Annotated in this window: 12 protein-coding genes and 1 pseudogene; 10 read left to right on the top strand and 3 right to left on the bottom strand. The window is 71.9% G+C overall.

Annotated elements, in window-relative coordinates; genetic code table 11:
* Window positions 1–182: 182 nt before the first annotated feature.
* Together ABZX96_RS17970 and ABZX96_RS17965 are read right to left on the bottom strand one after the other, a co-directional pair.
* Entirely contained in the window at window positions 183–545 is a 363-nt protein-coding gene (locus tag ABZX96_RS17970) for a WhiB family transcriptional regulator (RefSeq protein ID WP_355545292.1), read from the bottom strand.
* Between the two features lie 318 nt (window positions 546–863).
* Window positions 864–1,511 carry a DUF1707 domain-containing protein gene (locus ABZX96_RS17965; RefSeq protein WP_355545307.1) on the bottom strand — a complete coding sequence of 216 codons (648 nt, stop codon included), beginning with the start codon at window positions 1,509–1,511 and terminating at the stop codon, window positions 864–866.
* Window positions 1,512–1,779: 268 nt separating this feature from the next.
* On the opposite strand from ABZX96_RS17965, the gene ABZX96_RS17960 reads away from it, so the two are divergent.
* From ABZX96_RS17960 to ABZX96_RS17935, 6 genes and pseudogenes are all read left to right on the top strand, one after another.
* Window positions 1,780–3,474 (top strand): fumarate hydratase, encoded by a 1,695-nt coding sequence (locus tag ABZX96_RS17960; RefSeq protein ID WP_355545289.1) that lies wholly within the window; start codon window positions 1,780–1,782, stop codon window positions 3,472–3,474.
* 369 nt (window positions 3,475–3,843) lie between these two features.
* Entirely contained in the window at window positions 3,844–5,247 is a 1,404-nt protein-coding gene (locus tag ABZX96_RS17955) for a class II fumarate hydratase (RefSeq protein WP_355545286.1), read from the top strand.
* Between the two features lie 269 nt (window positions 5,248–5,516).
* Window positions 5,517–6,200 (top strand): annotated as a pseudogene (locus ABZX96_RS17950) (DUF402 domain-containing protein); the annotation flags it as partial.
* A gap of 497 nt (window positions 6,201–6,697) precedes the next feature.
* Window positions 6,698–7,381, top strand: coding sequence for a class I SAM-dependent methyltransferase (locus ABZX96_RS17945; protein WP_355545283.1), 684 nt, complete (start codon window positions 6,698–6,700; stop codon window positions 7,379–7,381).
* 47 nt (window positions 7,382–7,428) lie between these two features.
* Window positions 7,429–9,825: a SpoIIE family protein phosphatase gene (locus ABZX96_RS17940; protein WP_355545280.1), complete on the top strand. Its 2,397-nt coding sequence runs from the start codon at window positions 7,429–7,431 to the stop codon at window positions 9,823–9,825.
* Between the two features lie 795 nt (window positions 9,826–10,620).
* Window positions 10,621–12,093, top strand: a complete 1,473-nt coding sequence (locus ABZX96_RS17935) for a catalase (protein WP_355545277.1) — start codon at window positions 10,621–10,623, stop codon at window positions 12,091–12,093.
* Between the two features lie 84 nt (window positions 12,094–12,177).
* Here ABZX96_RS17935 and ABZX96_RS17930 read toward each other — a convergent pair whose 3' ends face one another.
* Entirely contained in the window at window positions 12,178–14,433 is a 2,256-nt protein-coding gene (locus ABZX96_RS17930; RefSeq protein WP_355545274.1) for a transglycosylase domain-containing protein, read from the bottom strand.
* 348 nt (window positions 14,434–14,781) lie between these two features.
* On the opposite strand from ABZX96_RS17930, the gene ABZX96_RS17925 reads away from it, so the two are divergent.
* The 4 genes from ABZX96_RS17925 to ABZX96_RS17910 all read left to right on the top strand — a co-directional run bounded on the left by ABZX96_RS17925 (window position 14,782) and on the right by ABZX96_RS17910 (window position 19,906).
* Window positions 14,782–15,684, top strand: coding sequence for an SPFH domain-containing protein (locus ABZX96_RS17925; protein WP_355545305.1), 903 nt, complete (start codon window positions 14,782–14,784; stop codon window positions 15,682–15,684).
* Window positions 15,685–15,767: 83 nt separating this feature from the next.
* Window positions 15,768–16,139, top strand: coding sequence for a hypothetical protein (locus tag ABZX96_RS17920; protein WP_355545271.1), 372 nt, complete (start codon window positions 15,768–15,770; stop codon window positions 16,137–16,139).
* Between the two features lie 642 nt (window positions 16,140–16,781).
* Window positions 16,782–17,468: an ABC transporter ATP-binding protein gene (locus ABZX96_RS17915; RefSeq protein ID WP_355545303.1), complete on the top strand. Its 687-nt coding sequence runs from the start codon at window positions 16,782–16,784 to the stop codon at window positions 17,466–17,468.
* The gene (locus ABZX96_RS17910) at window positions 17,465–19,906 is read left to right on the top strand and encodes an FtsX-like permease family protein (protein ID WP_355545268.1); all 2,442 of its coding nucleotides are present in this window, start codon (window positions 17,465–17,467) and stop codon (window positions 19,904–19,906) included. Before ABZX96_RS17915 ends, ABZX96_RS17910 begins: the two co-directional genes overlap by 4 nt.
* Window positions 19,907–20,077 lie beyond the last annotated feature (171 nt).

Genomic DNA, 20,077 nt, shown 5'->3' with positions numbered 1-20,077 from the left:
ACCCCCGGGCGCGGGGCCCGCGCCCCCGCCCCGGCCCCGCCCCCCCCCCCGGGCCGGGCCGGGCCCCCCCCGGCCGCACTCTTTCCGACATCCCCCGCCTGCTGTTCGCAGCTCCTTCGGTTCGTTCCGCTGTCCGTGGTCTCACATGGCGCCGACGGGCCTTCCGGCACGTGGTGCGGCAGTCAACCCGCGGCGGGCAGCTGCCGTGCCGAGCGCTGGAGCTCGGTCTCCCGGCGACGGCGGCGGGCCAGCACGACCCGGCGCTCGGCCGCCGTGAGGCCGCCCCACACTCCGTACGGCTCCGGCTGCACCAAGGCGTGCTCCCGGCATTCGATCATCACCGGGCAGCGGGCGCAGACGCGCTTGGCGGCCTCTTCCCTCGCCAGCCGGGCGGCCGTTGGTTCCTTGGACGGTGCGAAGAACAGTCCCGCTTCGTCGCGGCGGCACACGGCCTCGGCGTGCCACGGTCCGGCCTCCTCGCGCGAGTGCGCTCGCTGGGGCGGGACAACTGCGACGTCCTGCAGAGGCTGATGCGGTAGCAGCACGGTCTACTCCTGACGACGGCTTCGGCGAAAGAGTCACCCTTGCCCGTCTCGCTGCGCACGACTTTTCGCACCCCGCAGCCGTACGAGAGACGATGCACCCAGCCCTACCCGCTGTACGCGGTCTTATGCACACCGTTGCCATTGCGGGTGTCGCGGGGCTTGGGCGGTCTGCTTCCGGGGCGGGCGGGCCCAGGAGCCGGGGAACGCCGGCGGCGTTGTCCCCGATCTCCGGACGGGCTTGATTCACCGGCCGACCGACCGTCGCATGAAGCCCGCCCGGCACCCCGCACCAGAAGCCACGTCAGCTACCGACGGGGACTACTCCCCCGTCACGCGCTTGTAGAGGTCGCGCACCCACTTGCCGCGCTTGGGGCGGGCCTCGACGCTGCCGAGCAGGGCGTGGCCGTGGACCTCCACTATGGGCGCCTGGGCGTCGTCCGACTCGTTCGTCCGGACCTCGAAGGAGCCGAGGATGCCCGAACCGCTGCTGCGCAGCGTCACGTTCTCCGGGACCCGGATGTCCACGCTGCCGAAGATGCTGGTGGCCTGGATGCGGACGTGCTGGCGTTCGAAGACCGCTTCGGTGAGGTCGATCTCCACGCTGCCGAAGATGGCGACGGCGTTGATGCGGGAGGGCACCCGCCAGCGGCCCTTGCGGGCGGAGGCGCTGAAGATGGCGACCAGTTGCTCGGCGCCCTCGGTCGCCGCCGGTTCCCAGTGGTACGGGCCCGGGGCCGGGCGGTGGTGGTTCGCCGCCTCCGGGAGGTCGCGGATCAGTGGTTGCAGCTCGCCCATCGTCTTGGCCCGGTAGAGGGCGTCGATGCGTTCGCTGTGCTCCTCCGCGTCCAGCCGGCCCTGGGCCAGCGCCTCGCGCAGGATGTCGGCGATCCGGTCGCGGTCCGCGTCCGAGGCGCGGAGGTCCCCTTCGGCGACCGCCGAGGGCAGCCCCGCGGCCGGCTTGGTCAGCCGGACCGGCTGCGGCTCTCTCTTGTCGAGGTCTGCGAGCTTTTCGAGCGGCGATTCGTCCACGGGCTCAGCGTACCCAAACGCGATAGATCGCGACTAGGGGTGCCGGGCCACTCTGGCACGCCACGACCGGACACGACGGCCCGGCGCGCCGCACTCCTGCCGACTGAGCCTTACCTCACAGACCCGCCCGCACCCCGGGGTTCTACGCTGTTCCCGCGCTGCCGCAGTCGTCAGCCGAAGCCCAGTCGAGTGAGGAATGGCCCAGATGTCCCCCGCATCCCGTCCCAGCCGCCCAGCGTTCGAGTACACCGACCTGCTGCCCGTAGGCGAGGACAACACTCCCTACCGCCTCGTCACTTCCGAGGGCGTCAGCACCTTCGAAGCCGACGGGCGGACGTTCCTCAAGGTCGAGCCCGAGGCGCTGCGCAAGCTGGCCGCCGAGGCGATGCACGACATCGCGCACTACCTGCGCCCCGCGCACCTGGCCCAGTTGCGCAAGATCCTGGACGACCCCGAGGCGTCGCCCAACGACCGCTTCGTGGCCCTGGACCTGCTCAAGAACGCGAACATCGCGGCGGCCGGCGTGCTGCCGATGTGTCAGGACACCGGCACCGCCATCGTCATGGGCAAGCGCGGTCAGAACGTGCTCACCCAGGGCCGTGACGAGGAGGCCCTCTCCCACGGCGTCTACGACGCCTACACCGAGCTGAACCTGCGGTACTCGCAGATGGCGCCGCTGACCATGTGGGAGGAGAAGAACACCGGCAACAACCTCCCGGCGCAGATCGAGCTGTACGCGACCGACGGGGACGCGTACAAGTTCCTGTTCATGGCCAAGGGCGGCGGCAGCGCCAACAAGTCCTTCCTGTTCCAGGAGACCAAGGCCGTCCTGAACGAGGCCTCCATGATGAAGTTCCTGGAGGAGAAGATCCGGTCCCTGGGGACGGCCGCCTGCCCGCCGTACCACCTGGCGATCGTCGTCGGCGGCACCAGCGCCGAGTACGCCCTGAAGACCGCCAAGTACGCCTCCGCGCACTACCTGGACGAGCTGCCCGAGGAGGGTTCGCCCACCGGTCACGGCTTCCGGGACAAGGAGATGGAGGAGAAGGTCTTCGAGCTGACGCAGAAGATCGGGATCGGCGCGCAGTTCGGCGGCAAGTACTTCTGCCACGACGTGCGCGTGGTCCGGCTGCCGCGGCACGGCGCCTCCTGCCCGGTGGCCATCGCCGTCTCCTGCTCGGCGGACCGCCAGGCCGTCGCGAAGATCACCGCCGAGGGCATCTTCCTGGAGCAGCTGGAGACCGACCCGGCGCGCTTCCTGCCGGACACCACCGACGAGGAGCTGACCAAGGGCGCCGGGCCGGACCTGGACGCCGTGAAGATCGACCTCGACCGGCCGATGGACGAGATCCTGGCCGAGCTGACCAAGCACCCGGTCAAGACCCGGCTGTCGCTGACCGGCACGCTCGTGGTCGCCCGCGACATCGCGCACGCGAAGATCAAGGAGCGGCTGGACGCGGGCGAGGAGATGCCGCAGTACCTCAAGGACCACCCCGTCTACTACGCGGGCCCGGCCAAGACCCCCGAGGGGTTCGCGTCCGGGTCCTTCGGGCCGACGACGGCGGGCCGGATGGACGCGTACGTCGAGCAGTTCCAGGCGGCCGGCGGGTCGAAGATCATGCTGGCCAAGGGCAACCGCTCGCAGCAGGTCACCGACGCCTGCGCCGCGCACGGCGGCTTCTACCTCGGCTCCATCGGCGGCCCGGCCGCGCGACTGGCCCAGGACTGCATCAAGAAGGTGGAGGTCCTGGAGTACGAGGAGCTGGGCATGGAGGCGGTCTGGCGGATCGAGGTGGAGGACTTCCCGGCGTTCATCGTCGTCGACGACAAGGGGAACGACTTCTTCCGCGACCCGGCGCCGGCGCCCACGTTCACCAGCATTCCGGTGCGTAAGGGCTGAGTCCCGACCGGGCTCGTACGGCCTGACGGTCTCCTCCCGGGGCCGTGCCCGTCAGGGGCGCGGCCCCGGGTCCGCACGCGGGCGTGGGCGCGGGCTTGTGGTCCGTTCGGGTGACGGGTGTGCGCCCGGCGCGCACCGTGCCCGCACCACCCCGGCGCGCCCCCTGCCGCGCCATCCCGGCGTCCCCGCGCCGGGCCGTGACGCCCCCGTCCCCCTACCGGCGGAACGGCGGCGGAACGGCGGCGTCGCGGCGGCGGAAGACGTGCGCCGCTCCGGCAGGCCCGCACCGCTTCGGAAGACCTGCTCCGTTCCGAAAGACCCGCGCCGCTTCCGGGAACAGAACCGCTGTTCGCGGGCACTGACACAGGTATGACTGAGCACAGTGACGACGGCGGGTTCCGGACCGAGCACGACTCGATGGGCGAGGTGCGCGTACCCGCGCACGCGAAGTGGCGGGCGCAGACGCAGCGCGCGGTGGAGAACTTCCCGATCTCCGGGCAGCACCTGGAGCGGGCGCACGTCGAGGCGCTGGCGCGCATCAAGGCCGCCGCCGCCAAGGTGAACGCCGAGCTGGGGGTGCTCGACCGGAACGTGGCGGAGGCGATCCAGAGCGCCGCGGCCGAGGTCGCCGAGGGGCGGTGGGACGACCACTTCCCCATCGACGTCTTCCAGACCGGCTCCGGCACCTCGTCGAACATGAACACGAACGAGGTCATCGCGACCCTCGCCACCGAGCGGCTGGGCCGCGACGTGCACCCCAACGACCACGTCAACGCGAGCCAGTCCTCCAACGACGTCTTCCCGTCCTCCATCCACATCGCGGCGACGCGGGCGGTGACCGGCGACCTCATCCCCGCACTGGAGCACCTGGCGGCGTCGCTGGAGCGCAAGGCGTCGGAGTTCGCGAAGGTGGTCAAGTCCGGACGGACGCACCTGATGGACGCCACGCCCGTCACGCTGGGCCAGGAGTTCGGCGGGTACGCGGCGCAGGTGCGGTACGGCGTCGAGCGGCTGCGGGCGTCGCTGCCGCGGCTGGCGGAGCTGCCGCTCGGCGGCACGGCGGTGGGCACCGGCATCAACACCCCGCCCGGGTTCGCCGCCGCGGTGATCGCCGAGGTGGCGCGGGCGACAGGGCTGCCGCTGACCGAGGCGCGCGACCACTTCGAGGCGCAGGGCGCCCGGGACGGCATCGTGGAGACCAGCGGCCAGCTCCGCACCATCGCGGTCGGCCTGACGAAGATCTGCAACGACCTGCGCTGGATGTCCTCCGGCCCGCGCACCGGCCTCGCCGAGATCAACCTGCCGGACCTCCAGCCCGGTTCGTCGATCATGCCGGGCAAGGTGAACCCGGTGATCCCCGAGGCCGCCCTGATGGTCGCGGCGCAGGTCACCGGCAACGACGCGACGGTCGCCACGGCGGGCGCGGCGGGCAACTTCGAGCTGAACGTGATGCTGCCGGTGATCGCCAAGAACGTGCTGGAGTCGGTGCGGCTGCTGACCAACGTGGCGCGCCTGCTGGCGGACCGCACGATCGACGGGATCACCGCCAACGCCGACCGGGCCCGCGAGTACGCCGAGTCCTCGCCGTCGGTCGTCACGCCGCTCAACAAGTACATCGGCTACGAGGAGGCGGCGAAGGTCGCCAAGAAGTCGCTGGCCGAGCGGAAGACGATCCGCGAGGTCGTCATCGAGTCCGGGTACGTGGAGCGCGGGCTGCTGACGGAGGAGCAGTTGGACGAGGCGCTGGACGTGCTGCGGATGACGCACCCGTAGGGGCGGGAGGCGGGCGGGACGCCGGTGATCCCGCCCGGCCACCGGCCGGTTCGGCTTCGGTGATGGTGACGGTGTTGGTGTCGGCGTTCGCGTCGGCGTCGGCGTTTGCGTCGGCACGACGGCGACGTGCCGGAAGGGCTCCGGCGGTTCCGACACCGGCGTCCCCCAGGCCACCCATCCCGGACACTTCCCCCACGATTGACACTCCCGTAACAGGAGTTGCGGTTTTCGTCACGGCGATGCCGCCCTTCCGGGCCTAGGATCTGCGCATGACAGCGGACATCGTGGAGACGGCGGAGGGCGGCACGGCCGACGTGCCCGGTGGGACGGCCCCCGGGCGCTGGGCTCCGGGGGACCACATCCTGTGGCGCTACCGCGACAACACCGACGACCGCATCCGCATCTGCCGGCCCATGACCGTCGTCCAGGACACCGACGAGTTGCTCGTGGTGTGGATGGCGCCGGGCACCACCTGCGTCAAGCCGGTGCTCGCCGACGGGACGCCGATCCACCGCGAGCCGCTCGCCACCCGCTACACCAAGCCGCGCCGCACCAAGCTCGACCAGTGGTTCGGCGCGGGGGTGCTGAAGCTGGCGCGGCCGGGCGAGCCGTGGTCGGTGTGGCTGTTCTGGGACAGCGCGTGGGAGTTCAAGAACTGGTACGTCAATCTGGAGGAGCCGCGGCGCCGCTGGGCGGGCGGTATCGACTCCCAGGACCACTTCCTGGACCTCTGCGTCTATCCGGACCGCCGCTGGGAGTGGCGGGACGAGGACGAGTTCGCGCAGGCCCGGCACGACGGGCTGATGACGTCGGCGCAGGCCGCGGCGGTCCGGACGGCCGGGCAGGCGGCGATCGAGCTCGTCGAGGCGTGGGGCGAGCCGTTCTCGGCGGGTTGGGAGAACTGGCGGCCCGACCCCTCCTGGCGGATCCCCCCGCTGCCCGAGCACTGGGACACGGTGCCGGACGCGGGGACGGACGCGGGAGCGGACGACGGTGCCCCGGCGTCCGTCGGCGGCCCGGCGTCCGTCGGCGGCCCGGCGTCCGTCGGCGGCCCGGTGCCCGGCGGTGACGGGGCGTCACTGGTCGGACGTTTGCCCGTTCCCTCGATGCCCGACAGTACATATGACGCCACGTCAGACACCGGCTCGTCCAGCCGCCAGAACGGTGATCGGGACGCGCGGCGGGGGCTTCCCGGCGCCCGTGAGCCCCGGTCCGGGCACCGCACCCGCCCGGAGCCTCCCTCGGGCGGCCTCCCCGGTGACCGGAGCGGTGCCGTGCCGCGCGGCACCTCGTGAGCCCCCTTGCTGCGCCCCTGGTCTTCAAACGTAGGATCGTCCTCCGCAAGACTGCACAGGTGTCACTTTCGCCGACACCGACCAGCTGAATTCCACGGGACCCATCTCCGGAGCTGGGAACAGAAATCGACCGCGGTCACAGGAGAGGCGAGGTCGTGAGCGCTGCGAGCTACGACGCATATGTAGGTCTCCACCGGCTAACGCTGGAACGACAGGGGCAGGCCGAGGCGTTCGACGCGATCGGGGACCGGTACGAGGAAGCCTTCCCCCACAAAGAGGGGCAACTCGCCTCCGGGGCCTGGCTGGCCGGCGCGCTGCCGCCCGGCTCGCGCATCCTGGACGTGGGCTGCGGCACGGGCCTGCCCACCGCGCGTCAGCTCGCCGACGCCGGGCACCGCGTGGTGGGGGTGGACCTCTCGGCCGAGATGGTCAAGCTGGCCACCGAGCAGGTGCCGGGCGCCGAGTTCCACCAGGGCGACCTGGCGGACCTCAGGGACGGGCGGCTGGGCGGGCCGGGTTCCTACGACGGCATCGTCGCGTTCTTCTCCCTGCTGATGCTGCCGCTCGCGGAGATCCCGCACGCGCTGCGCATGCTGCACGGACTGCTGCGGCCCGAGGGGCTGCTGGCCCTGGCCATGGTCGAGGCCGACGTGGACGACTGCCCGATTCCGTTCCTGGGCAACACGATCCGGGTATCGGGTTACCTGCGGGACGACTTGCGCCAGGTAGTGCGCGACGCGGGTTTCGAAGTCACCGGGGAGGACTCCTATGCGTACGCCCCGGCCAGCACGGACGTACCACCCGAGATCCAGCTCTTTCTGCATCTGCGACGCGCTTGACACGCAGCGCGCCAGGCGCGCAGCCCCGGACGGATGGAATCCCACGCGTGACGGAGCACCCCACCTCCCATGAATCGCGGCCGGCCGCCCCGCCCGCCGCGTCCTCGGCGACCTCGCCGCGGAGCCAGTCCAGGACCGCTTCGCACGGGGCGGTCCCCGACCCCCGGGGGACGCTGCGGCGGTCCACCGGGACCGGCGCCGGACTGCCCGGAGCCGGCCGTACGGGCTCCGGCTCCGCCGCCGACGTGCCCGGGGAGACGGCCGGCGTCCCGGGCCCGGCGGCCTGCGGGGGCGGCACGGCCACGAGTCCGGTGACCTTCACCGGCCGTGCCGACGACGAGACCGCTTCGGGGCACACGGAGCGCACCGCGGCGCGCGGAAGCGCGGAGGGGCGTCCGGCACCGGAAGGCTCCGGCGTGCCGCACGACACGCCCGGCCGCACGCCGGAGCCCGACCCGGCGGGCGGCCCGCCGGGCGCCGGGTCACCCGCCCGCGCACGCGAAGGCGGGCGCGCCCGTCCGCGCGGGGAGGAGGGCGCCGGGCTGCCCGCGCCCCGGCGTGCCCGCTCCCCGCAGGGCGCCCGCGGCCGGCAGGCGGGCCGGACGGCGGACGAGCCCGGCACCCCGACCGGCCGCGCATCCGCCGACCGCACCCAGCCGCCTCCGGCGCGCTCCGGGCACCCCGCTCAGCCCGGTGACGGCGCCGAGGCGGCGGCCCGGCAGGCGGGCGGCGACCGGCTGCGCTTCATCGGCGCCGCCACCCGCCGGATCGCCCGCGGCATCGACCTGGACGAGATCGTGCTCGGCCTGTGCCGGGCCACCGTTCCCACGTTCGCCGACGCGATCCTCGTCTACCTGCGCGACCCGCTGCCGGTCGGCGACGAGCGGCCCACCGGCCCGGTGGTCCTGCGGCTGCGCCGCACCGACCGCATCCCCGAGGAGCCCGACACCAACGGCAACCGGCTCCCCGTCCTGCCCCCGCAGCCCGACCTCGGCCCGGCGATGGGCGGCTGCGCCGCGGAGAACGCCGAGGTGCGGCCCGGCGGCCCGCTGGCCGAGGTGCTGCGCGGCGTGCGGCCCCTGTTCGGCGAGGCGCCGTCGGCCCGCGCGGCGCTCCCCGAGCTGCTCGGCCCGGACAGCCGGCTGCCCGGCGGCCACCGGGTGATCCTCGCGCCGCTGCGCGGCCGTCGCCGGGTGATCGGCGCGGCGGTCTTCCTGCGCCGCCCCGACCGTCCCGCGTTCGAGTCCGACGATCTGCTGGTGGCGGCGCAGCTCGCCACGCACACCGCGCTGGGCGTGGACAAGGCGGTGCTCTACGGGCGCGAGGCGTACATCGCCGACGCGCTCCAGCGCACGATGCTGCCGGACTCGCTGCCCCAGCCCACCGGCGTCCGGCTGGCCAGCCGCTACCTTCCGGCGGCCGAGACCGCCCGGGTGGGCGGCGACTGGTACGACGCGATCCCGCTGCCCGGCAGCCGGGTCGCGCTGGTCGTCGGCGATGTCATGGGCCACTCCATGACGTCCGCCGCCATCATGGGGCAGCTGCGCACCACGGCTCAGACGCTCGCGGGCCTGGATCTGCCGCCGCAGGAGGTGCTGCACCACCTGGACGAGCAGGCCCAGCGGCTGGGCTCGGACCGCATGGCGACCTGCCTGTACGCGGTCTACGACCCGGTCGCGCACCGCATCGTCGTCGCCAACGCCGGGCATCCGCCGCCGGTGATGCTCCATCGCGGCGGGCGCGCGGAGGTGCTGCGGGTGCCGCCGGGCGCGCCGATCGGCGTGGGCGGCGTGGACTTCGAGGCCGTCGAGCTGGACGCGCCCGCGGGCGCCACGCTCGTGCTCTACACGGACGGCCTGGTGGAGTCCCGCATGCGGGACGTGTGGACCGGCATCGAGCAGCTCCGCGAACGGCTGACGGAGACCGCCCGCCTGACCGGCCCCAACCCGCCGCCGCTGGAGCCGCTGTGCGACGACGTGCTGGACATGCTCGGGCCCGGCGACCGCGACGACGACATCGCGCTGCTGGCCGCCCGGTTCGACGGCATCGCGCCCAGCGACGTCGCGTACTGGTACCTCGACCCCAAGGCCCAGACGGCCGGACAGGCCCGGCGGCTGGCCCGGCGCGCGCTGGCCCGCTGGGACCTGGAGGACCTCACCGATCAGCTCGAACTGCTCGTCAGCGAGGTCGTCACCAACGCCGTCCGGTACGCCGAGCGGCCGATCACGCTGCGGTTGTTGCGGACGGACGTGCTGCGGTGCGAAGTCGGCGACGACGTTCCGCAGTTGCCGCGGCTGCGGCAGGCGCGGCCCTCCGACGAGGGTGGGCGCGGGTTGTACCTCGTCAATCGCATGGCGCGGCGGTGGGGGGCCACGCGGTTGAGTACGGGGAAGGTGGTGTGGTTCGAGTTGTCGATGCCGGTGGGGGTACGGCGGGGGAACTGACGCCGGGCGCCCGGCCGGGGCCGCACCTTCCCGGCCGGGGCCGCACCTTTCGGGCCAGGGCCCGCACCTTCCGGGCCAGGGCCCGCACCTTCCGGCCGGTCCTCCCGCACCTTCCCGGCCGGCGCCACGCCTTGCAGGCTCGCACCTTTCGGGCCGGGGCCCGCGCCTTCCCGGCCGGGGCCGCACCTTTCGGGCCGGGGCCACGCCTTGCAGGCTCGCACCTTTCGGGCCGGGGCCGCCACTTCCAGCCCGTCCGGCGATTGAGGACACCCCGGCGAGCGCGAGTACGGGCTCACGGGCGGGCGGCGGGCGATCTTTGGGCACCGGTAAACGCCGGAAGCGTTGTCCTCAAACGCCGGACGGGCTGGAATTCGCCGGACCGCCGGACCCGGACGAGCCCAACTCGGCACTCACCGGACCCGCCTCCTACAGGACGAGCTCGCACATTCCAGCCCGTCCGGCGATTGAGGACACCCCGGCGAGCGCGAGTACGGGCTCATGGGGCGGGCGGCGGGTGATCTTTGGGTACCGGTGAACGCCGGGGGCGTTGTCCTCAATCGCCGGACAGGCTTGATTTGGCGGGCCACCGTCCATCGGTGCAGGCCACCCACCGGCGCAGGCCGGACGGCCCGATTGGCTGAACGACCGGCGGAGGGGCGCCCGTTGGGTGGGCTCCGTTTCGTACTGCGTCTGGAACTGGACCGCGTCCAGCTGTTGCCGACGGCCAGTCGGGCGGAGTTGACTGCTGGGTGGGCCGCAGGCCCCCCGCACCCATGCCGATGGGAGGCGCTCCCCATGAGCAGCTCCGCGCAGCAGAACATTCCGATTCCGTACACGACCACCAACGCCGGTATCCCGGTGGAGAGTGACGAGCACTCGCTCACCGTGGGGTCCGACGGGCCGATCCTGCTCCAGGACCACTACCTCATCGAGAAGATGGCCCAGTTCAACCGGGAGCGGGTGCCGGAGCGGGTGGTGCACGCCAAGGGCAGTGGCGCGTACGGGTTCTTCGAGGTCACCAATGACGTGAGTCAGTTCACCAAGGCGGATCTCTTCCAGCCGGGCCGGCGGACGGAGATGCTGGCCCGCTTCTCGACCGTCGCCGGTGAGCAGGGCTCGCCCGACACCTGGCGGGACCCGCGCGGCTTCGCGCTGAAGTTCTACACGGATTACGGCAACTACGACCTGGTGGGCAACAACACGCCGGTCTTCTTCGTCCGCGACCCGATGAAGTTCCAGGACTTCATCCGTTCGCAGAAGCGGCTTCCGGACAGCGGCGTGCGCGACCACGACATGCAGTGGGACTTCTGGACGCTCTCGCCGGAGTCGGCGCACATGGTGACGTGGCTGATGGGCGACCGCGGCATCCCGAGGACGTACCGGAACATGAACGGGTACGGCTCGCACACCTACATGTGGGTCAACGCGGGCGGCGACCGCTTCTGGATCAAGTACCACATCAAGACCGACCAGGGCATCGAGTACCTGACCCAGGAGGAGGCGGACCGGCTCGCCGGGGAGGACGGCGACTTCCACCGCCGCGACCTGTTCGAGGCCATCCGGTCCGGCAACGCGCCGTCGTGGACGATGTACGTCCAGGTCATGCCGTTCGCGGACGCGGCGGACTACCGCTTCAACCCGTTCGACCTGACCAAGGTGTGGCCGCACGGCGACTACCCGCTGATCGAGGTCGGCCGGATGACGCTGGACCGCAACCCGGACGACTTCTTCGTCCACATCGAGCAGGCCGCGTTCGAACCGTCCAACATGGTGCCGGGCATCGGCCCGTCCCCGGACAAGATGCTGCTCGGCCGCCTCTTCTCGTACCCCGACACGCACCGCTACCGCATCGGTCCCAACTACGCGCAGCTCCCGCCCAACCGGCCGCGCGTCCCCGTCCAGTCGTACGCGAAGGACGGCCCGATGCGGTACGAGCCCTCGCGCGCGGCGGCGGTCTACGCGCCCAACTCGCGCGGCGGCCCGGCGGCCGGCACGCAGACGTTCGGGGAGCCGGCGGGCTGGGCGTCGGCGGGCGAGATGGTCCGCGAGGCGTACCGGCCGCGCCGCGAGGACGACGACTTCGGCCAGCCGGGCACGATGGTCCGCCAGGTCCTGGACGACGCCGCCCGCGACCGCCTGGTGAGCAACGTCGCCGGCCACCTCTCCAAGGGCGTCAGCCGCCCGGTCCTGGACCGCGCCCTCCAGTACTGGCGCAACGTCGACAAGGCGGTGGGCGACCGGATCGCCACGAAGGTCAACGAGGGCTGACCCACCCCCGTACACCCGAACGCGGCCCCCGCCACACAGGGCGGGGGCCGCGTTCATCTCTCCGCGAGGGGCCCGGTGGGCGTCCTACCGGGGCGGGTTCGGGGGATCGCCGTCGCCGGGATCGCCGTCGCCGCCTCCGTCACCGCTGCCCGACGGGGTGGTCGTGGGAGTGGTCGGGGTCGTCGGAGTGGTGGGGGTCGTCGGGGGCGTCGTGGTGGGGGTGTGGGTGGGCGTGCGGGTGGGGGTGGGGCTCGTCGTCGGCGTCGTGGGCTTCGTCTCCGTCGGCGTCGGGCTGCTGGAGGCGGATTCCGTCGGCGTCGGGCTGCCGCTGGCCGGCGGGGCGGGCGGGGCGGTGACGCCGGGGCCCATGTCCGATTCGAGGTCGAACTGCGCGTCGGCGTCGCCGCCCAGCGCGCCCGTCGTGTACGCGGACCAGACCTCGGCCGGGAAGCCACCGCCGTTGACGCGCGGGACGCCGGCGGTGCCCGCGAGGGTCACCTGCTTGCCGTTCTTGGACATGTCCTCGCCGAACATGCCGACCGCGGTCACCAGCTTGGGCGTGTAGCCGACGAACCACGCCGACTTGTTGTCGTCGGAGGTGCCGGTCTTGCCCGCCGCCTGGAAGTTCGTGCCCCGCATGGCCTTGGCGGCCGTACCGTCGTGGACCACGCCGCGCAGCACGGCGGTCACGGTGTCCGCCGTGTTGCGGGAGATGATCTGGCCGCCGATCGGGTCGGGGAGCTGGGTCTCCTCGTCGGAGCCGTGCACGGCCTTGACGACCAGCGCGGGCTCGACCTTCTTGCCGTGCGCGTCGAAGGTGGCGTACACCCCGGCCATCTGGAGCGGGCTGGCGGGCATGGAGCCCAGCGTCATGGCGGGCCGGGCCACGATCTTGCTGCCCTCCAGGCCGAGGTCGACCGCGGTCTTCTTCAGCTTCTCCATGCCGACGTCCACGCCCATCTGCGCGAAGACGGTGTTGACGGAGTCGTTGGTGGCCTTCTGGACGGTGATGTCCCCGAAGTTGACGTTGTCCTCGTTCTCCGGGGCGAACGGGACGTCGCTGCCGACGACCGGGCGGCGGTCGTCGCCGTTGTAGATCGTGTTCGGGGTGATCGGGTGGCCGTCCTGGGTGACGGACTTGTTCTCCAGGGCCGAGGCCAAAATGATCGGCTTGAAGGTGGAGGCGGGCTGGTAGTCGACCCGGGTCGCGTTGCTGCGGTAGTGCTGGGTGTAGCCCGCGCCGCCGTACATGGCGACGACGTGGCCGGTCTCCGGGTCCACCGAGGCGGCGCCGAGCTGGGCGTTGCGGTCCGCCTCGCGCTTGGGGTCGAGCTTGCTGGTGAGCTTCTCCTTGACCGCCTGCTCCAGCTCCTTCTGGCGCTTCTTGTCGATGCCCAGGGTGATGGTCCAGCCGCCGGCCTGGAGCGCCTGCTCGTCCACGCCGCGCTTGCTCAGCTCCTGGTTGGCGGCGTCGATGAAGTAGCCGACCTGGCCCTCGCGGCCGGGCAGCGGCTTGGGGGCGATGGGCACGGGGAACTTCAGGCTCGCGCGCGTGCTCGCGTCCAGCCACTTCATCTCGACCATGTTGTCGAGGGTGTAGTTCCAGCGCTCCTGGACGCGCTTCTTGCCCGCGTCGGAGGCCACCGCCCAGTCGTACTGGCTGGGGGCCTGCATCAGGGAGGCCAGGTAGGCGCCCTCCGCGACGTTCAGCTTGTCGACGTCCTTGCCGTAGTACGCCTGGGCCGCCGCCTGGATGCCGAACGCGTTGCGGCCGTAGAAGCTGGTGTTGACGTAGCCCTCAAGGATCTGGTCCTTGGTGAGCTTGTTGTCCACCTTGAGGGAGATCACGATCTCCTGAAGCTTGCGGCTGACCGTCTGCTCCTGGGTGAGGTAGTAGTTCTTGACGTACTGCTGGGTGATGGTGGAACCACCCTGCTTGCCCCGGCCCAGGACCGTGTTGAGGATGCCGCGCGCGGTGCCCTTCAGGTCCACGCCCGAGTCGTCGTAGAACGTCTTGTTCTCGGCGGCGACGAAGGCGTGCTGCACTTCCTTGGGGATCTTGTTGATCGAGACCTTCTCGCGGTTCACCTTGCCGGTGCGCGCCATGATCGAGCCGTCCGCGTACTTGTAGACGTTGCTCTGCAGGTTCACGTCGGCGTTGGCCTCGGGGATGTCCACGGACATGTACAGGCCGATGAAACCGAGGATGCCGAGCAGGCAGATCCCGAAGGCGGTCCCCAGGAGCTTCTTCCAGGTGAAGAAGCGGCGTATGCCGCTCTTCTTCCGTTTCGCCCGGCGGTTACGTCCTTGTTGTGCCCGTCTCGCGTCCGCTCGCCCCATCGCCTCAGCAACTCCAGTCGTTCCGCCCCCATTACTCGGCTCACGAAGCTAACACCGCATCTGTCACCAATTACTCATCGATCAAGGCTTTTCCCGACGTGACAAAGAGCACGCGACCTGGGGGAACCGTTCCGGCACCCTCGCCCATCGTTGTGAGAGAACGCTTAAAGTGATATCACTTTGCTAGACCAACGACATCAGCAAAGCCACGAGAAACGGGGAGGCAGCATGTCCGACCGGACACCCGCCGACGGGACCACGCAGGAGACGGCCCACCAGGACGCGACGAGGGCCCTGGCGAAGGGCGAGGCCGCAGGCCTGGCCACCGCCGACGCGGACCTGCCCGACATGCCGGAGCCGCAGGTCCGCGAGGTCGCCGCGCACAGCATCCCCGGCGGGCTCGGGCTCCTGCTGAGCCTCCTCGGCATCGTCCTGGCGATCGGCGTGGTCGTCGGCGGGGGCCTCATCGCCAACGGCGGCAACAACGCGGTCGGCGTCCCGATGGTCGTCGCCGGCGTCCTGCTCCTGCTGACCTGTCTCATCTGCCTGGGCGGCGTGAAGATGGTCGCGCCGGGCGAGGCCCGCGTCATCCAGCTCTTCGGCCGCTACGTGGGCACCGTCCGCACCGACGGCCTGCGCTGGGTCAACCCGCTCACCAGCGCCCGTTCGATCTCCACCCGGCTGCGCAACCACGAGACCGCCGTCCTGAAGGTCAACGACGCGTACGGCAACCCGATCGAACTGGCCGCCATCGTCGTCTGGAAGGTCGAGGACACCGCGCAGGCGCTCTTCGAGGTGGACGACTTCCAGGAGTTCGTCGCCACCCAGACCGAGGCGGCCGTCCGGCACATCGCCATCGAGTACCCCTACGACGCCCACGACGAGGACGCGCTGTCCCTGCGCGGCAACGCGGAGGAGATCACCGAGAAGCTGGCCGTCGAGCTGACGGCCCGGGTGCGGTCCGCCGGCGTGCGGATCATCGAGTCGCGGTTCAGCCACCTCGCGTACGCTCCCGAGATCGCCTCCGCGATGCTCCAGCGGCAGCAGGCGGGCGCGGTCGTCGCGGCCCGGCAGCAGATCGTCGAGGGCGCGGTCGGCATGGTCGAGCAGGCGCTCGACCGCATCAGCCGGCAGGGCATCGTGGAACTGGACGAGGAACGGAAGGCGGCCATGGTCAGCAATCTGATGGTGGTGCTGTGCGGCGACCGCGCCGCCCAGCCCGTTTTGAACACCGGCTCCCTCTACCAGTGAGTCCGCATACACCCGAGGATCGCGCCGGGGGGAGCCCTGGGGCGGCTGCCGGGGCGTCCGGTGCGGCGGACGGGGACGGCGGGGTGGCTCGCGGCGGCGCCCCCGCGGGCAAGCCCGCCGCGCGGCGGGCGCAGCGGCGCAAGCAGGTGCTGCTCCGGCTCGACCCGTCGGTGTACGACGCGCTCGCCCGCTGGGCGGACGACGAGCTGCGCAGCGCCAACGCGCAGATCGAGTTCCTGCTGCGGCGGGCGCTGTCGGACGCGGGGCGGCTGCCGAAGGACGCGGGGGCCATTCCGCGCCGGGGGCGACCGCCGAAGGCGGCGGGTGCGGGGGCGGGGCCGGACAGTGCCCCGGGCGGGGCCGCCGGGGAGCCCGCCGATGCCGTACGTCTCCCGGCCGATGAGCCTCCGGGCCGCGCCGATGGGGCGGCCCGGGACCCGTACGACGACGTGTAGCGCGCCCGCGCCCCGGTCATCCGGCCGGTGGCGTGCGGGTGCGTCGCCGTTTCCGTCGGCGGGGGGGCGGCCCTTACGCGGCCGTTCCGTGTCTGCCGGGGTGCGGTGGCGGTGGCGGGTGATTTTTGGGTGCCGGTGAACGCCGGGGGCGTTGTCCTCAAACGCCGGACGGGCTTGATCTAGCTGGACCGCCGCCCAGCAGCGAACCGGGTGGACTTGATTTGGCCGGGCCGCCGTCTGTCCGAGAACACTTCGGTGAGCGCGTGGACAGGCCCGTGGGCGAGTGGCGGGTGCGCTTGGGGACCGGTGAACGCCGGAGGCGTTGTCCTCAAACGCCGGACGGGCTTGATTTTGCCGGACCGGCGCCTATCAGCCGACGCCCAAGGCATGCACGGATAACGCCAAGGTACGCGCGGATAACGCTGAGGTGTGCGCGGATAATGCCGAGACCCGCGCGGACCATGTAAGCGCTCGGCCACTGCCGAGTAAGCATCCGGTCGGCGATGAGAGCCAGTCCACAAACGCCCCGACCAGAGGCTATACATCGCATGTATACACCTCGTGTACAGTCACCGGGTGTCCCATGGACGCCGTTCCCGTACACCGGACGACGCGTCCCCGCTCATCTATCCGGAGGCGCGCATGACCCCGGCCGGTTCCCTGCTGGAAGCTCGTTCCTTGCGAAAGGCGTACGGTCCGACGCCGGCGTTGGACGGGGCGGACTTCTCCATCCACCCCGGCGAGGTCGTCGCCGTCATGGGCCCCTCCGGCTCCGGCAAATCCACCCTCCTGCACTGCCTCGCCGGCATCATCCAACCCGACGAAGGCACCGTCACCTACGCCGGCCACCACCTCACCACCATGACCGACACCCAACGCTCCACCCTCCGCCGCACCGACTTCGGCTTCGTCTTCCAATTCGGCCAACTCGTCCCCGAACTCACCGCCCTCGAAAACGTCGCCCTCCCCCTCCGCCTCAACGGCACCCCCCGCAAAAAAGCCCAAGAACACGCCCACCACTGGCTCACCCGACTCGAAGTCGAGACCATCGCCCACAAACGCCCCGGCGAAATCTCCGGCGGCCAAGGCCAACGCGTCGCCGTCGCCCGCGCCCTCGCCCCCACCCCCCGCCTCATCTTCGCCGACGAACCCACCGGCGCCCTCGACACCCTCAACGGCGAACGCGTCATGAACCTCCTCACCGACGCCGCCCGCGACACCCACGCCGCCGTCGTCCTCGTCACCCACGAAACCCGCGTCGCCGCCTACTCCGACCGCGAAATCATCGTCCGCGACGGCGTGGCCCGAGAGGTGGGTGCCGCCGTATGACCGCCGTCGACCTCCCCACCCGCAAGCCGGACGCCCCGGCCGGGAAGCCGCCCACGGGCATCGCCGGCTGGGTGCGCGACCTGGCGATGGGCATCCGCTTCGCCGTCGCGGGCGGACGCGAGGGCTGGGCCCGCACGCTCCTGACCGCCGTCGGCGTCGGCCTGGGCGTGGCGCTGCTGCTGGGTGCCGCGTCGGTGCCGGAGCTGATGAAGATCCGGCAGGACCGTGACATGGCCCGCACGCCGTCCTCCGAAATCGTCGGCCCATCCGGCGATTCCCCGCCCGAGATCGACAAGCCCTCCGACCGGTCGATGCTCTACACCCGCGCCGGCACCGTCTTCCGCGGCATCGACGTCGACGGCGTGCTCCTGCGCCCCGAAGGCGCCCACCCGCCGCTGCCGCCCGGGGTGGCCAGGATCCCCGGGCCCGGCGAGATGGTCGTCTCCCCCGCCCTCAAGGACCTGCTGGCCTCCCCGGACGGCGCCCTCCTGCGCGAACGCCTCCCGTACAAGATCATTGGCACCATCGGGGACGAGGCCCTGCTGGGCCCCTCCGAGCACCGGTACTACGCGGGCAACGCCGACCTCGTCTACGAGGACACCGCGTCCCGGATCCTGGGATTCGGCCCCGAGAAGAAGAGCGGTCCCGACCTCAGCCCGCTCCTGATCGTCCTGCTCATCGTGGGATGCGTCGCCCTGCTGATGCCGGTGGCCATCTTCATCGGCACCGCCGTCCGCTTCGGCGGCGAGCGCCGTGACAGGCGGCTGGCCGCGCTGCGCCTGATCGGCGCCGACGCCCGGATGGTCCGCCGGGTGGCGGCCGGCGAGGCGCTGTTCGGCGCGCTGCTGGGGCTGGCGCTGGGGGCCGTCCTGTTCCTGGTGGGGCGGCAGTTCCTGGGCCGGGCCACCATTCTGGACGCCACCGCCTTCCCGTCCGACCTGACGCCGAGCCCCGGGCTGGGGGCGTTCATCCTGGTGGCCGTGCCGGTGGCGGCGGTCGCCGTCACGCTCTTCACCATGCGCCGCGTCGTCGTCGAACCGCTGGGCGTCGTGCGGGAGGGCACCGGAAGGCGGCGCCGGATGTGGTGGCGGCTGCCGATCCCCGTGGTGGGGCTGGCCGTCCTGGCGCTGATGAACGTGAACGACAGCGCCGCCCCGGACACCGTCAACGCCTACCTGGTCGGCGGCGGTGCGGGGCTGACGCTGCTGGGGACCGTCCTGCTGCTGCCGTGGCTGGTCGAAGCGGTGGTGCGGCGGTTCAAGGGCGGGCCGGTGCCCTGGCAGCTGGCCACCCGCCGGCTTCAGCTCAGCAGCGGCAGCGCGGCGCGCGCGGTCAGCGGGATCACCGTCGCGGTCGCCGGGGCCATCGCCCTGCAGGTGCTGTTCAGCGCCACCGTGGACGACTACAGCAAGGAGACCGGTCAGGACTCCACCCGCGCCCAGCTGTACGTGTCCAAGACGACGAAGGACGTCCGGGCCAGCCGGGCGATCATCGACGCGCTGAACGCGACGCCGGGCGTCCGGAAAGTCGTGGGCAGCCTGGAGTCCAGCGCTTCCCGGCCGGGGCCGCCGGGCGAGGGCGAGGAGTACGTCCCGAGCGTCGGCATCACCGTCGGCGACTGCGCCACGCTGCGCGAGATCTCCAAGGCACGCTCCTGCCGGGACGGTGACGTCTTCCTCGTCAAGGACCCCACGGGCGAGTACGACACCAACGACACGCTGAACAAGATCGCCCAGCCCGGCGCCCGGCTGCTGCTCAACGGGGACGGGGAGAAGAACGAGCCCAAGGGCGCTCCCAGGTACTGGACGGTCCCGAAGTCGGCCCAGCGGGTCGACGCGCGCCACGACCCCCTCGGCAACATCACGGAGAGTGTCTTTGCCACCCCGGGTGCCCTCGACACCACGAAGCTGGAGTACGCGTCGGCGAACGCCATGGTGAACGTCGACCGCTCCGACCCGGACGCCCTGGAGCGGGTCCGCAACACCGCCGCCCGCCTCGATCCGCTGCTGCACGTCTCCAGAGTGGAGTCGGTCAAGTACGACGACCGGTACGCGAGCATCCGGCACGGGCTGCTGATCGGCTCGGTGGTCACCATGGCCCTGATCGCGGCGAGCCTCCTGGTCACCACGCTGGAGCAGTTGCGCGAACGCCGCCGGCTGCTGTCGGTGCTGGTCGCCTTCGGCACCCGCCGGGGCACGCTGGCCTGGTCGGTGCTGTGGCAGACGGCCATCCCGATGGTCCTCGGGATGGGGCTGGCGCTCGCGGGCGGCGTGGCGCTGGGCAAGGTACTGATGCGCATGACGCACAAGTCCTTCGCCGACTGGTCGGTGATCTGGCCGCTCGTCGGCGCCGGTGCCGGTCTGATCCTGGTGGTGACGCTGCTGAGCCTGCCGCCGTTGTGGCGCATGATGCGGCCGGACGGGCTGCGGACGGAGTAGCGGCGCCACCGTGTGCGGACGCGCCCCGGGCCGGTGCGGATACCGGTCCGGGGCGCGCGCGCAACGGCGGGCGGTTCCGTCCCGTGCGGGACCCGCCGCCCGGCTCACCCGTACGCGTCCCCCCGTAGCCCCGAACCTCCAGGTCAGCCCCCGTCCAACCTGCTATACACC

Source organism: Streptomyces sp. NPDC003077 (genome assembly GCF_040611095.1).
Taxonomy (GTDB): domain Bacteria; phylum Actinomycetota; class Actinomycetes; order Streptomycetales; family Streptomycetaceae; genus Streptomyces.
The sequence above is the reverse complement of the archived record's forward strand: the minus strand, read 5'-3'. Positions and strand labels throughout refer to the sequence as shown.